Origin of the sequence: Halobacillus ihumii, from assembly GCF_902726645.1 — a bacterium.
GTDB lineage: Bacteria > Bacillota > Bacilli > Bacillales > Halobacillaceae > Halobacillus_A > Halobacillus_A ihumii.
In genome coordinates, this window is record NZ_CACVAO010000001.1 from 4,096,246 (window position 1) to 4,110,009 (window position 13,764).

The following is a 13,764-nucleotide window of genomic DNA, read 5'->3' on the forward strand; positions in this document are numbered from 1 at the left end:
TCCCCAAGTAAGACAGCTGCTGTCGTATAAGGAACAGCTGCTAATGTGTGACCGAATGGAAAAATAAAACGGAAAAACACTTGATCAGTTGAAGAGAAAAGATCTGTGATAAGAATTGAGGTGGGTATCACGTGAGTTCTAACGTTGATTTACATGAGGCTTTTAAATACATATTAGAAGAATATCACTCGGCAAAGACAGAACAATTAAAAGAACATCCGATGGGATATCATGTTCGACAACAATTGACAAATAAACTGAAGGAAGCTGCAAATCTAAGTTCAGAAGAGTATTTGGTAACTGGATCCGTTGGACAAGGACAGTGGGCAGAAGTTCCTTGGATAGGCGTCTTCTTAAAACATATTACTACTACGGCTACCAAGGGATATGACGTTGTTTATCTGTTTCAAAAGGATATGAACGGTGTTTATGTAAGTTTAAATCAAGGTTGGACTTATTTCAAAGAAAAGTATGGAAATAAACAGGGTGGAAGAAAAATTAAAACTGTAGCAACTACTATTCGTAGAAATTTACATATGGTGCCGGATCGATTGAACTTACCACTAATTGATTTAAAAGGCGAGGGTCCTTTAAGTAGGGGGTATGAGAGAGGACACATTGTCGGTCGTTTTTACCCAAGAGAGGCTTTACCAAATTCAGAAGAAATCATTCAAGATCTGCATGATTTAATAGTTGTATATCGAGAAGTGGAAGCACTTATTGGGGAAAGGTCCATTGATCAGTTTAATGATTTTTTACTTTTAAGTGAAGAGGGGCAGTTTGTCGAAGGAAAGAAAGATGATACTTATCAAGAAAAGATCCAACAATATTTAGTGGCAGATGAAGGTAAAGTTAGCCAGGAAGATACTGGAATGCCTATACCAAGACCGGAGCCAGTAGTAAATCAAAGTGGAGAGGTCAGTTGGCCAAGAAACGCAGCCATTGCTGCTGAGGCCATACGACGAGCTCATTACCAATGTGAGCTTGCACCTTCTATACCGGCTTTTACTTCTAAACATACTGGCCAACCTTTTATGGAAGCACATCACTTGGTCCCTATGCACCTACAAAGTTACTTCGAGGTAAGTCTAGATCGAGCTGAGAATATTGTTTGTCTATCACCCTATGCTCACCGTTTAGTGCACCATGCATTAGATATAGAGCGGGAAATAGCTTTGAAGAAATTGTTTCAAGAAAGAATGGAAGGTTTAAAACAAGTGGGAATATACATCTCCTTTGATGAATTAAAAGAAGCTTATCAAATTAATAGCTAATCACGTTATTGACCTGGCTCACTTTACCCAATCACTGCGATGACTCTGCAGGGGGAGGTAAAGAGAGTTAAGTGGAGGGAGTTTGCTAATAAGTATCACCGACTAATGAGTAAAGAATTATCAAAAATTGATTTACCTACTAATAAAGACTGGAATATAGAGATTAGGAAACAAAAGGAGTTAGTAAAAGAAAAGTTAAGTGAGAAGAAATTTATAGGACTTTCAGCAAGGATATAAGTTTAAGTTAATCATTCTGCATTGGTAAATTATTTTCTATGAGAAAAAACTAAAGAAGCAATTGACTAAGAATCCTGCCCAACATTATGTTATTAATGAGTATTTTTAAGCTTAAACGATTGATGGCATTCCATATTGGATGTTCCATGAATTATGTAAGTTTGTATTCTAACTACTTAAAGGAGATCTTTTTAATTATAGCATTTACTAGAAATACCGGAATCAATCACTAATGCACGTGAGGGCATTCTATGATTATCTTGTAGACCTGGGAGTCGTCCCGGACAATCCTTTCAGTCAACAGGGACTAGTTACTGAACAAAAGAAAACACCTAAATGGTTAAGTCGATTAGACCAAAATAAGCTAATCAGAATGGTCAGGAAACATGGCAATACAAAAGAGTTATCTATTATTGAAGTATTGCTTCATACTGGTCTTCGTGTTCAGGAACTATGTGACCTACGGTTAAAAGGTATTGAAATGTCAGACCGTAAAAGGAACACTATTCATTCAAAACGGTAAATTAGACAGACAGAGAACAGTTCCTTTAAGTAGATCAGCAAGAAAGTCAATCACCAGGTATATAGAAGAGTATCAACCTGAAGGAACTTATCTATTTGAATCTCAAAGAAGCCCTCAAATGAACTGCAGGGCAGTACAGCATATTATTTCAAAGTATAAGAAACTAACAGGACTTGAACTGACAGCACACTCACTAAGACACACTTCGGTCATGAGTTAGTAAACAATGGAGTGAGCATTGATAAGGTTGCTATCATCATGGGGCATATGACCAATTCTGGAGAACCAAACATTCAACAAACGATTCAGTACACCAGACCAGGACAAGAATACCTTCAGGGAGCAGTTGAAACCACAAGCTGGATTTGATAATACCCGTGGTTCAAGATTAGTCTGTAAAGCAAAAAAGGTTTACCTTTATCAATTTTTACACAATATTTGAAATCCTAGGAGTCACACACACAATTTTATTATCTGATACCTTCCAGAAATTCTTCCCATCCAGGACTCGCTTTTTTGTCCTAGACGGGGAGTTTTTCTGTATTATCAAAGTGAATTTCGTATTTAAGATTTATTTTGTTTTTTGAAGTGTTTTTCCAAAGAACTGTACTTCTTAAATTCATATATATTCTTAAGAGTTTGTTCAATTATTTCTATACCATCAAGCATTATCTTACGAGTTGGATTTATTAAATCGTGGACTGTTTGATTTCCAAACTTTCTAATTAAATGTAAAATCTTAGTTTGATCTTCTGTGAGTATGCCGCTCTCTTCGAGACCGTTTATCTTGCCATTAAGGTTGTCACTTCTAACTTCAGTTCCATCCTTCTTAATTATTTTAATCCCCTTCTCATCTAAAACATAGCCATCATTAATTGAAAGGTCATTGCAAATTCCTTCAATAATCATTCTTAATCCAGCAGCTGATAGTAAATAATAATTAAGCTCAAAGTTAGCTACTACTTGATTATATAAAGTATCTAATAACTCAGGTAAATGCTTGAAATTAACCATATTATATTTCTCTTTTTCTTTTAATGGTTCAGGAGGGTAGACCTCAATATCATCTAAAGGTATATATTCATTAGAGGAGGGTATATAATAATGCATGTTTGAATCGTCATATTCTTTTATGAAATTATTAGTATCACAACCTCTACATTGACCAATCATATAATCTTCTTGCCAGCTAAAGCCTACATCATGTAACTCTTCTCCTATTGAATGAATAAGGATAATATCGTGATGTGTTTCCAATTTACATTTTCGACAATATACTTTTTTTCGAAATTTACAATTTATCTTATTCATATAACCATACTCCTAATTTATTTTATTATCATTTGTTTAGTTGTTCAGCTAAAGATTTCAAGTTCTCGAAGTTTCCTCTAGCAAAAGGATTATTATAAGTTTCTATTCGATATATTGAATCAGGGTCACTAAACATATCGTTTATAATATTTAACTGACGTTCTATTTTCTCTTTTAACACATTTGTAGACGTCAAGTTGAATTTTACACTTTTTGCTCGTTTCCCTTTTACACTTCTGCTTAAAAGATGCTTTTTCTGTTTTTCATACGATAACTTTCCTCATTCTCTCCGCCCTGTATAACTTCCACACGATGGAGTAAACGATCTAAAATCGCTGTCGTAATCCCCTGATCACCAATCAGATTCCCCCATTCCTCTGGACTTTTATTTGAGGTTAAGATGATCGAACTTCGTTCGTATAAATGGTTAATCAAATGGAAAAACAGATTTGCCTCTCGCTGATCCATCGCCATGTACATCAAATCATCAATAATCACAAGGTCAGCGTTTCTCATTCGTTTCAGTTGTACCTTTGATTTGTTCAGATATTCTTCCGTCTTTAAGAGCTGTACAAGCTCACCCATTGTAGCGAAGTAAACGTTGAATCCTCTGGAAACAGCTTCGAGACCCAGTCCAATTGCGATGTACGTTTTCCCAATGCCAGGTGGCCCAAGAATAATTAGGTTATACTGCTGTTCCAGCCAGCTTAATTCTCTGAGTTGTGTTAGCTGGCGGGCAGTCAGCACGTTTTGACCATTCAGTTCAAACTCATCTAATGACTTCACGAAAGGGAATCGTGCCCATTTCATTCTTTTTTCAAAGCTTTTGGCTTCCCGTTTTGCTAGTTCATATCGCGTAATAGATTCTAAGAATTCTAAGTAGGTCCATGAAGATTTTTCAGCTTCGCGAAGAAGCTGTGGAAGCTCCTCCGCAGTTTCTGATAGACGTAACTGACGAAATTGATCTTGTAATTCATTCACGGTCTTCTTCATCATGATAGACCTCCTAATATGCTGGTATAAGCATTTATAGAACGGGTAGAGGTCTTAATGTGACTATATTTTGCGGGATAGGTATAAAAGGATTTTGCCTCTTTTACCGGCTCATGAGGCAATCTATTAATGTGCTTGGCCATATCACGAAAGTCATTTGCACTAAACAGCTTTTCTCTCATACACTTGGTCAATACGGTCTCGATTACCGTTGGATACTGTTTGATGACCTGATGAATGATCGCAAACTGGTCTCGACGATACCTTGGGTATCTTTGGCTGATCTCATCAAAGTAACCAGATGCCTGTGTTTTATTTTCAAAAAAGGAGATCAAACGTCGTTTAAACTCTTCAACACCTTTGGATCGATCACGGATATGATTGCGATTTTGAATGAGTTTCCCTTTTTCTAAGCTGATAACGTGTTCCGCAATGATTTCACTTTCTGCTTCTTTTCGAATCACGAGCGTCGGTGGTTCTTCACCTGTAACTTCAATCAAAACATGGTTATCAGCGTTTGTTTGATAAGTCCCGAGAGGGACGGAATATCGATTGGACTTATACCGGATTGTATTGTCCTTGCTTACACTTCTTGTTATACTTTGATTATTGGTACTTTCATATGAAAGTAGGGAAGAGACTGGCTTTAAGTGTTGCTTTTCGACGAGAAACACTTCAGCTGGTCTTTTTTTTGTTGTCTGATGAACTTGATAATTTCCGGTACGCATTAGCCATTGTAGCCCCCGCTGATTCCAATCCTCTATATCACTGAACACTCGACTGTCTGCGAAATTACCTTTTATGTACTTCACTACATTTTCAATCATACCTTTAGACTCCGGATCAGCTCTTCTGCACAAATGAACCTTAAACTTACGTTCATTCCCATAACTTTGAAACTCAGCTGTTAAAAGAAGCTGTCCTGCATTTTCACTCACTGTAATTAAGTGATCCTGATCGTATACGATTTCTTCTGGACATCCTCCATAGAATTGAAATGCATTTTCATGACATCGGATCGCATCCCTCGTGGTAAATGGCCTTGTTTGCCATTCCATATACTTCTGTCTGGAGTGAGCGAGGACAAACGCAATGAAATACAACTTGATCTCTTTGCTCTCCGTTGTCTTCTGTTTTGTTTCACCCCAGTCTACCTGAAGTTGTTTCCCCATTGGTTGTTCAGGTATTGCTTCGTATTGGCGAACCGTTACCTTCTTCTCAATCTGGTAGAATTCCCTGATATCTTTAACATATGATCTCACCGTACTTCCACCGACCGCCAGGTTCGGGTATCTCTCTAGAAGCCAATCATGTATTTGTGCAGCACTCAAGTGAGGGTATTCTTCTAACCAGGCAAGGATCCAGTCTTTGTAGCTGTCTAATTTCTTTTTCTTCCCAATAGGCAGTTCTGTATAAGCTTTTGCTTCATCAAAAGTCATCTCTAAATATTTATAGACAGTTGGTCTTGAGATCTTAAGCTCCTTAGCGATTTGTGCTACTTTAAACTTCCGTTTATATAGGTCCTTAATTTTTAAATACAACACTAATTTCTCCTCCAAAATCCTAACCCCCAGTAAAATAACGTCACCAACTATTTTACTAAAGTATTAGGTTGATAGAGCAAAAGTGTAAAATCCTATCAAGCGAAAACTGTCAACTTTATTCTAGCGTTTACAACATTTACATCTTCTTGTTGCTTTATTACCTTTTCTTCAAGCTCATTTACTTCTTCTTCTCTTTGTTCTATTCTTTCCTTTAAATCCTTTATTTCTTTTGACTGAGTAACAAAATTGCTTATTTTTTCCCACTGATAATCATTCATGTGTTTTGGTTTTTCATCCGGTAATCGGTTAAAAACAATAGCATCTGATATAACATCTATTTGCTCCGTAACATCTTTTTGTTTGTCATCGACTGAGGTGATTCTTTCCACGATTTCTTTTAAGGTATTATAGTGATTTTCCTTCATCCATTCGGGTTTGACTGGAAGATTGCTTGCTTTTAATTTCGAATAGGTTAATATATTTGATATAAATTTATAATATTCAATATTGTAAGCAATATTATAAAGAGAATCTTTGCTTTCAAATAAAGAAGCACTTCTTTGGTGTATTATATCTTCATACTTATTATAAACTTCTAAAGGCTGACTAAATGATTTGTACATTTCTATTAATAAATACATATGTTGCAAATCACCTAGGTGGTTTGTGTATTTTTTCCAGTCTCCTTCAATGACAAAACTAGGTTTTTTCTCAGATAAACATTTATTAATACTATCAAGAATAAAATGATATTCATTCATTTTATATTCAACAAAACTTTTACTTATCTTTTTGTGTATTTCTAAGCTTAGGGAATCAGGAAAGTTCTCTAGACTATCATAAATACTACTATAAAATGTAAGTTGTTGTTCTTGTCCGTAAGTCTCCACTGCAGAATATTGAATCTTAGTTTTTAATACTTTAATTGCGTCTTCTGTTAATTTTCGCCAGCTATCTTCACTGAAATGGTTAGGTTTCTTACTTTTTATTATAAAAAAAGAGTTTAACTTTTCAGCTTTTAAATCATATGAAAGTTCCAAGTCATCCTTGAACTTCTTTGCAATAAAATTCTTTAGAAGTTGAACCCATTGCTTAACACTCATATAAAGTGGTTTCTTTTTATAAATAAGGTCAATGTTATCTGAACCATATAGCATTAACTTATTGATTTTATGATTAATGGTAATTTCTCTAAAATAATATAAAATCAGACACTAGCGTTGCATTAATATAGTCCAAAAATTCAGTAATCTCATATTTAGCTGTTAAAGTAAAAAAAGAGAACATCCACCTAAACAGGCGATTCTATCCATTTGGTATTTTTATACAGTTAAACTTGAGACAACAGCCATCGCGTCTGTATCAGGGGACACTCCGGAGGGCTTCTTTCCATTCCTGACAAGACTGCCATATCAGGGCTTTCAACCTTCTAGCGACTTTTAATGGGCTTAACTTCGATTGAGTTTCCTGACTATGTAGAACTAGTAAACAGAACGTAATCAATGCGATATAAATCTGGTTTTGAGCGGCTTCCTCATCAAAGCTGAAAAAACGTTTGATTGTGACGTGTTGCTTGATCCATCGAAAGAAAAGTTCAATCTGCCAACGATTTCGATACATTTCAGCTAAGGTTTCAGCCGGTGTTTCCATATCATTGGTCGTAAGCCGAAGAAGATTATGCTTCGTATCCCAAACTTCGATGACTCTCATCTCGGCATCCATCATATTTTGAAAAGATCCCAGCCGCACGACACGGTCCGATTTAATACGAGGCGAGTCTTCGACTGGGCACGCTTCAACTTCTGTCACGACAGTGTTTTTCTTGATTCGGGTTAAGAATGTATACCCTTCCCGACAAAGCTCATCGAAGCGTTCAAAGTCCATGTAGCCGCGGTCAAACACATACATGACATCTTTCTCATCCATTAAGATGTCCAGTTGATTGTTATCGTGCTCAAGTGCTGGCGTGATGACCGCTTGATCAGGGAACTGGTGGTTATCATCCATAAAAACCAATCTCAAATGAAGTTTTACTCCAGACTTTGTGGTTCGAAAAGATGCCCAGGGAAATTGGTCCTTATTCAGTGTGATTGTCGAGGAATCTATCAAATAGAGAGGCTTTCCGAATTTAGTCGGACCAGATTTCCCTTTGATTCTCATAGATAGTTCAGCGAAAATCGCTGCCAGAATGTCTGAATCGATGGCTCGATGCTTTCGTGATAACTGCGAGACACTAAGCGTTTCAAAACCCAGCTGAGCTTGAAGATTCTTATTAATCAGCGCATCTTCTAACGCCCGAAGGCTGTCTATTTCGTTTAAATGAGCGTAAATCATGAAATGGAGATAGGATTCAAACGAATATTTTTTCGTATACCGGTCCATCTCTTGGATAGGGACAGCTAAATTTTCTAGATTCATTACGTTTACGTATTTACCAAATGACGTTTTTACGGTATTCTTGTCCATGTGAGAGTCCTTTATATTGGATTTGGACAGGAACCCCTGCGCCAACCATTATAAAGGATTTTTTTATGGATCTGAATAAGTTCTGAACATTCAGATATTATTTATGCAACACTAGTGAAAATCAGAGCAATATATATAAGATAATAAATGAGAAAAGTAAAAAACGAGGAGGATTTATTGTTATCTTCCAAACCATTCCTAGCTAAGCCGTCTTTACTTTTTATTGTTAAAACGTTCTCATTTAACCCATTAAGGTTTGATTCAAATATCAGTTTAAAACTTCCCTCTGGCGGCAACTCAGGATAAACTAATTCATAATTATTTCCTTCAAAAGTGTTAATTTTATCTGATTCTGAATCTTTGATAACTTTTGGGTCTATTATGTCTGCTTGGATTTTTACTTGAATATCCTTTGCTGAAGTTTCCCCTATATTTTTGACTTCAATTTGTTGAATGTTACTATTGCTAGAAGTATTCATAGGGATATTATCTGACAGAGTATATACAACATCTGGGTTATCCTCACCTAAGTAAAAAATCGCAAAAGGAACCAGTATTGTAACAAGGATACCTATTAACCATTTCATAATTTAATGTCTCTCCTGTAGATTTTTAGAAAATTTTGCTTGTAAATCTTCAATTGAATAAGCAGGTTTTCTTCTATGAAGTATAGCATGGCAGTTAGGACAAACAGGACGTAAATCTTCAATAGGGTCAACTTCATATTCTTCACCAATCTCATGTAATTCTTTTAGGTGGTGAACATGTATAAAGCCCTTACCTATTTCACCATAGGCTTCCTCAAAGTTAAATCTGCAGATAACACAGCTACAACCATAGTGATCAATACATTTACTTCTTGCAGTTGGATTCCTTTCATAGACATTTACCGAGATTTGTTTTGTAGTTCCTTCTTTATACTTCTTCGGGTCAGTGACTTCTTCTGTAGTTTTTTCAGGGTGGTTTTCACTTTCGTCTATAAATTCCCAAAGAATATAAACTGGTTGAGTATCTCTATAATCTTTAACGCTAGCATTACCCTGATAAATAAAGTATGGATTTTGACTATCTTCACGTGTGAAAATATAAATATTTCCTTCAGGATTAAGCATTGATTTGATAGATGGAGTATTCAAGCTATGATTGTTTTTACTGAACCAATTAAGGTCATCACCTATAAACTTATTATCATAATCATGTCCCGTTCGACCTGCACTATTAATATTAGCAAAAATAAAAATATCACCATTGTATTGAGTATAACCAGTGTTCCATATCCCCTTTTGACTCTTTGTAGGAACTTCTATGATACGGTAAATATCATTTCTTGAATATTCTTCACCTACAACGAAGGGAGTGTAATCAGATTGAACTTTGCTTAGTATCTGATTGAAGGTAGTTGCTTTAAGTGGTATAGATGAACCCTGAAATCCATCAACTAGATAAGGGTCAAAATCAATATCTAATTCTTCCAGGTTCTCTAGAAGTATCGGGTTATCCAATAGGTTATGGAGGTACTTGATAGGCACTCTAAACCTTGCCTTTTCTGCTTCATCTCTATCAGCCCAAAAGCTCAAACTCTCATTAGACATAAATCTAGGTTCACCAATGATTTGCACGATAGCATAAACTCCAGGTTTTAACCTTTCCTTACCATTGAGTTGTTCTAAAGTTCTCCTATCTTTTCCAACTCTAATAATAGCTAAATCACCTATTTTAAAACTTTCCTTATCACTTTTTCTAATTGCGAAATAGTCGTATATCTCTTCTGATTCTAAGAAGTCATCAATAGCCCATTTCTCCGGGTTACAAAAGAATGTCCAATAACCTGTTGGTTTAAGTTTTTTAATAGCCACAGAATTATTCCTCCAGAAGTATTATTTAAATTTATCTATTAAATATTCGCTAGTGTAAATCTTGTCATAGTGTTCCTTAATTATTTCTTGACTGTTTAGGTCATTTCTTATTCTTCTAATGAATCTACTAAAATCAGGGTTCTCTTTACTCAATTTGTTTACTGTTTCCCAGTCAATATCAGCTTTTTCTTTAGCTGGAAACAATATTTCAGAAGCGTCAGGGTCACTAATATTTAGTTTGATTATTCCTATTCCGAAAGCTGATGTTAACCTTTTTAGTTCATTCATAAATTCTTCATCACTTAAAATTTTGGCTGTAACTAAAAACCCTTCATTAGCCCAAGAGGAATTTGATACAGACTGGAAAAATGCTTCTCTAATATTGTTGAAATTTAGTTCTTTCTTTAACTCGAAGGAATAGAGTTTTGCTAACTGCCCTCCTAAAGTTAATCCAAAATCCAATACTTCAGGCTGCCATTCTCCAATAGGAAAGTTTATACCTACTATGTCAGGATGTAACCATTGATTGTAAGAACGTTTTGATGATTTTTCATGATAAATGGTCTTTGTATAAACGTACAAATACGTATAAGCTACATATGACAATAATGGATGTAAATCACGCTCTTTAAAGGTGGGGGCTTTATGTACTTCTCTCTTTACTTTATTAACTACATTTTCTTTTACTGTTTCTAGTTTTTCAGGTTGTCTATTTTGTAAATCACGTAAAAAGAATTTTTTAGGTTTAGTATCAATCTTAATAAAAGGTGAAGAAGGATTGTCTTTTATATCAACATATATCTTTGCTCCCATAGTTCTCCAAGGAGTTTTACCTTTCGTTCCAACTTTATCAGCATATCCAGTAGTAAGAGCATACTCCCATATTTCTTCCACTGTCATTGGTTCACGTGTTTCATTTAATATTTTAATAGCTAATTCTCCAAAAGTTAGCTGTTTCATACGGAATTCTCCTTAACTTACATTTGTTACCATAGTACCATAAATTATATTTTGATATACAGATCCCTTTTATAATTAGCTAGATTTTAAAGCAGTACTCATTAGGTTTCCTGCTTTTTTCTATTCAGAGAGAAGCCATACAATAAAATGAATTATGTATTTACGGGCGGTAGTCCGCCTAATTTCAACATATAAAGAAGGGAAATGGCGACTATTGCCGAATATTGCTAAGGGGGAGGTCTACATATGAGAAGAGAAGAAATAGAAAGAATGATAAACGAAGGGAAAGTATCCAACTTACAATCACAAATTGATTTTTTACAAAACAGTATTACTAACACTTTAACTTTATTTGGCGTATTAATGGCTTTCTTAGGGATTTTAAGCACAGGGGTTATAATAGTGATACAAAGACAATCCAAAAAAGCAAAGGAAGCTATGGATAATGCCAGGTTACTTCATGAAAACGCTCATGCGCATATTAATGAAGCTAAAAAACAAAAAGACGAACTCAGTAAAAAACAAAATGAGGTTACAGAAAAACTAGAAGAATTAGAACAATATAATGAAAAAGTTGAACATAAAATAGTTGAACTTGAAGAACTAATAAAATCTACTCAATTAGAAGAGAAATTAGAATTACTCGAAAAGGTAAATAAAGCAGTTGATAGGCAATTTAGAAAGGAACAATTAGAACTATTTTTATCAATTATTGAAAAAAATTTACTTACTATTGAAAAGGAATTGTCAGATAGGTATACAGGGAAATATAGCCTACAATTAGAACGCCAAAACTTTGAAAACAAATTTAGAGATTTATCACAAGAAATGGCTTACTTTTATATAAAAAATGATTCTGAAATTGACATGTTGCAAAAGCAAATTGATTCACTTCAAACTGAGATTCAAGAGCATATCAGACATTTAATCGACGGGGGAAACAAATAAGTGAAATCAATGTACTTGTAACTCGGAATTACTATTAATTAACCTATTCGGTTGACTACTTGACGTTCTAGGACGATAACTTAACAATAAGACAGGAAATATATTGTAAATGGTGGTTTACCTACTATTTACCCTAAAATAAAGTGTTAGTCTACATATCCGGACACCTGGTGTAAACCTTCTTATAAACCTTATTACACTGCTGGCAGTGTAGAGGTCAGCGGTTCGATCGTGTTATGCTCCTTTTAATAGATAAACCTCAAAGCCTCGTAGCCATAATGGTTCTATGGCTTTGAGGTTGTTGTGCAATAGATATCGATAATAATTATTACAGAAGAAATGGCGGAATGACATACTCATTGGCATACTTTTTCTCACTTTTGATTAAAGCGTTTTAATCATGATAAGGGAGACATGCTTTTCCTAACTAATAATCACATTTGATTTGGACTTTATTTTTCATTATTTATTTTAGGGAAGCTATGGGCGGCATGATGTGATAGCCCCCAAAACCCTTTCATCATAGGGTTTGATAACAATTTGACTGGATTTTGGCTGGTTTAAAAATTGTTAACTAGATCTACAGGCCTCTCAAGAGTTCATAAACTTTTGAGAGATTCTTTTATCCTTAAATATGAGCCGGGGGAGGTATCTTCTACAAGTCAGTTACTATCTGTCGGAGAGGTAGCGTTAACATTCCAAGTGTATGGGCATATGATGGTTTATAATCATTTGCCCATGGAGGAATGTTGTGTGAATAACTTTTCTTATATGTATCCTTACCCGAACGCCTATGCTGATGTACCAATGTGTAATTGTAGAAGTATGATGGGTCCTGATGATTGGTACATGGCAAATAGACCAGGTTATGAAAATCAATGTTGGCGATATCCAAACACGCAGGTTTATACCGGTGCTAAATTTACAGATTATGGGAAAGAGCCCTTTGTAGTGAATATTAACCAAGTTACTCAGCAAAACAATACATTTCGAACTACTATATGGACGGGAAACCATTTGCAAGTAACATTAATGAGTATTAACGTTGGAGAAGATATAGGCTTGGAGGTTCACCCTGACGTGGATCAATTTTTACGTATTGAAAAAGGCCAAGGATTTGTTCAAATGGGCAATAGCGAAGATAATTTGAACTTCATAAGGCATGTCGGTGAGGACGCTGCTATTATGGTGCCTGCTGGTACATGGCATAATCTAACCAATACAGGCAATACGCCGTTAAAGCTTTACACAATCTATGCACCGCCTGAACATCCATTTGGTACCGTCCATCAAACAAAAGCAGATGCAATAGCTGCCGAAGATAGTTATGGTTAATTATCAAAAAATAGATTTATACTACAAAAGAGCACAATTCCTGAGTGGGTTTGTGCTCTTTAGGGTACGAAAAGCGCCATAATTAAACCGAAACTTGATATCAATAGAACTTCGCAGAGCAATACTTACAAATGTAGAGTCTCAATTTGCATATAAAATCATGATAAGTTTCTTTAAAGCTGTTTATGGTTCTAAACGAGCAATATAACCAAAAATCGGCTGCTTCTTTAGATAGGTTCGCTTTGAGTAGAAAGTAGGAGAGCCATCATTTATTTGCCTCACCTACATGAATCATCTCCTTCCTTCTGTAAATCAAG

The 13,764-nt window shown here is 35.3% G+C and carries 13 protein-coding genes; 5 read left to right on the forward strand and 8 right to left on the reverse strand.

Annotated features, from left to right (window positions below; translation table 11 throughout):
- Window positions 1-131: 131 nt before the first annotated feature.
- The 3 genes from G6R08_RS20465 (at window position 132) to G6R08_RS22550 (ending at window position 2,254) form a co-directional block, all read left to right on the forward strand.
- The gene (locus G6R08_RS20465; protein ID WP_163530749.1) at window positions 132-1,274 is read left to right on the forward strand and encodes a DUF3578 domain-containing protein; all 1,143 of its coding nucleotides are present in this window, start codon (window positions 132-134) and stop codon (window positions 1,272-1,274) included.
- Window positions 1,275-1,743: 469 nt separating this feature from the next.
- Window positions 1,744-2,034, forward strand: a complete 291-nt coding sequence (locus G6R08_RS20470; RefSeq protein WP_163526120.1) for a tyrosine-type recombinase/integrase — start codon at window positions 1,744-1,746, stop codon at window positions 2,032-2,034.
- Window positions 1,988-2,254 (forward strand): tyrosine-type recombinase/integrase, encoded by a 267-nt coding sequence (locus G6R08_RS22550; RefSeq protein WP_163530752.1) that lies wholly within the window; start codon window positions 1,988-1,990, stop codon window positions 2,252-2,254. The genes G6R08_RS20470 and G6R08_RS22550 overlap by 47 nt, the downstream gene beginning before the upstream one ends.
- Before the next feature lie 344 nt (window positions 2,255-2,598).
- Here the strand turns inward: G6R08_RS22550 and G6R08_RS20480 are convergent, their stop codons facing one another.
- The 8 genes from G6R08_RS20480 to G6R08_RS20515 form a co-directional block, all read right to left on the reverse strand.
- Window positions 2,599-3,345 carry a DUF4145 domain-containing protein gene (locus G6R08_RS20480; RefSeq protein WP_163530753.1) on the reverse strand — a complete coding sequence of 249 codons (747 nt, stop codon included), beginning with the start codon at window positions 3,343-3,345 and terminating at the stop codon, window positions 2,599-2,601.
- Window positions 3,346-3,585: 240 nt separating this feature from the next.
- Complete coding sequence (istB, locus tag G6R08_RS20485) at window positions 3,586-4,338, reverse strand: IS21-like element helper ATPase IstB (protein WP_079526737.1); 753 nt, start codon at window positions 4,336-4,338, stop codon at window positions 3,586-3,588.
- Window positions 4,338-5,882 (reverse strand): IS21 family transposase, encoded by a 1,545-nt coding sequence (istA, locus tag G6R08_RS20490; RefSeq protein ID WP_163531415.1) that lies wholly within the window; start codon window positions 5,880-5,882, stop codon window positions 4,338-4,340. Before istA ends, istB begins: the two co-directional genes overlap by 1 nt.
- 95 nt (window positions 5,883-5,977) lie before the next feature.
- Entirely contained in the window at window positions 5,978-6,985 is a 1,008-nt protein-coding gene (locus G6R08_RS20495) for a hypothetical protein (RefSeq protein WP_163530755.1), read from the reverse strand.
- Between the two features lie 259 nt (window positions 6,986-7,244).
- Entirely contained in the window at window positions 7,245-8,348 is a 1,104-nt protein-coding gene (locus tag G6R08_RS20500; RefSeq protein ID WP_163528707.1) for an IS4 family transposase, read from the reverse strand.
- A gap of 101 nt (window positions 8,349-8,449) precedes the next feature.
- Window positions 8,450-8,935: a hypothetical protein gene (locus G6R08_RS20505; RefSeq protein ID WP_163530757.1), complete on the reverse strand. Its 486-nt coding sequence runs from the start codon at window positions 8,933-8,935 to the stop codon at window positions 8,450-8,452.
- A 3-nt stretch (window positions 8,936-8,938) separates the two neighbouring features.
- On the reverse strand, window positions 8,939-10,204 hold the full coding sequence (locus G6R08_RS20510; protein WP_240339788.1) for a DUF3427 domain-containing protein: 1,266 nt from the start codon (window positions 10,202-10,204) through the stop codon (window positions 8,939-8,941).
- A 21-nt stretch (window positions 10,205-10,225) separates the two neighbouring features.
- Window positions 10,226-11,164 (reverse strand): COG2958 family protein, encoded by a 939-nt coding sequence (locus tag G6R08_RS20515; protein ID WP_163530758.1) that lies wholly within the window; start codon window positions 11,162-11,164, stop codon window positions 10,226-10,228.
- 246 nt (window positions 11,165-11,410) lie between these two features.
- Here G6R08_RS20515 and G6R08_RS20520 point away from each other — a divergent pair, with 246 nt between their 5' ends.
- Together G6R08_RS20520 and G6R08_RS20525 are read left to right on the forward strand one after the other, a co-directional pair.
- Window positions 11,411-12,112 (forward strand): hypothetical protein, encoded by a 702-nt coding sequence (locus G6R08_RS20520; RefSeq protein ID WP_163530760.1) that lies wholly within the window; start codon window positions 11,411-11,413, stop codon window positions 12,110-12,112.
- Between the two features lie 753 nt (window positions 12,113-12,865).
- Window positions 12,866-13,447, forward strand: coding sequence for a cupin domain-containing protein (locus G6R08_RS20525; protein WP_420810412.1), 582 nt, complete (start codon window positions 12,866-12,868; stop codon window positions 13,445-13,447).
- Window positions 13,448-13,764 lie beyond the last annotated feature (317 nt).

Coding starts and splice junctions, on each gene's coding strand:
- G6R08_RS20515 (WP_163530758.1), bottom strand. CDS start 11,164: ATGAAACAGCTAACTTTTGGAGAATTAGCTATTAAAATATTAAATGAA.
- G6R08_RS20505 (WP_163530757.1), bottom strand. CDS start 8,935: ATGAAATGGTTAATAGGTATCCTTGTTACAATACTGGTTCCTTTTGCG.
- G6R08_RS20480 (WP_163530753.1), bottom strand. CDS start 3,345: ATGAATAAGATAAATTGTAAATTTCGAAAAAAAGTATATTGTCGAAAA.
- istB (WP_079526737.1), bottom strand. CDS start 4,338: ATGAAGAAGACCGTGAATGAATTACAAGATCAATTTCGTCAGTTACGT.
- G6R08_RS20500 (WP_163528707.1), bottom strand. CDS start 8,348: ATGGACAAGAATACCGTAAAAACGTCATTTGGTAAATACGTAAACGTA.
- G6R08_RS20495 (WP_163530755.1), bottom strand. CDS start 6,985: ATGAGTGTTAAGCAATGGGTTCAACTTCTAAAGAATTTTATTGCAAAG.
- G6R08_RS20470 (WP_163526120.1), top strand. CDS start 1,744: ATGCACGTGAGGGCATTCTATGATTATCTTGTAGACCTGGGAGTCGTC.
- G6R08_RS20520 (WP_163530760.1), top strand. CDS start 11,411: ATGAGAAGAGAAGAAATAGAAAGAATGATAAACGAAGGGAAAGTATCC.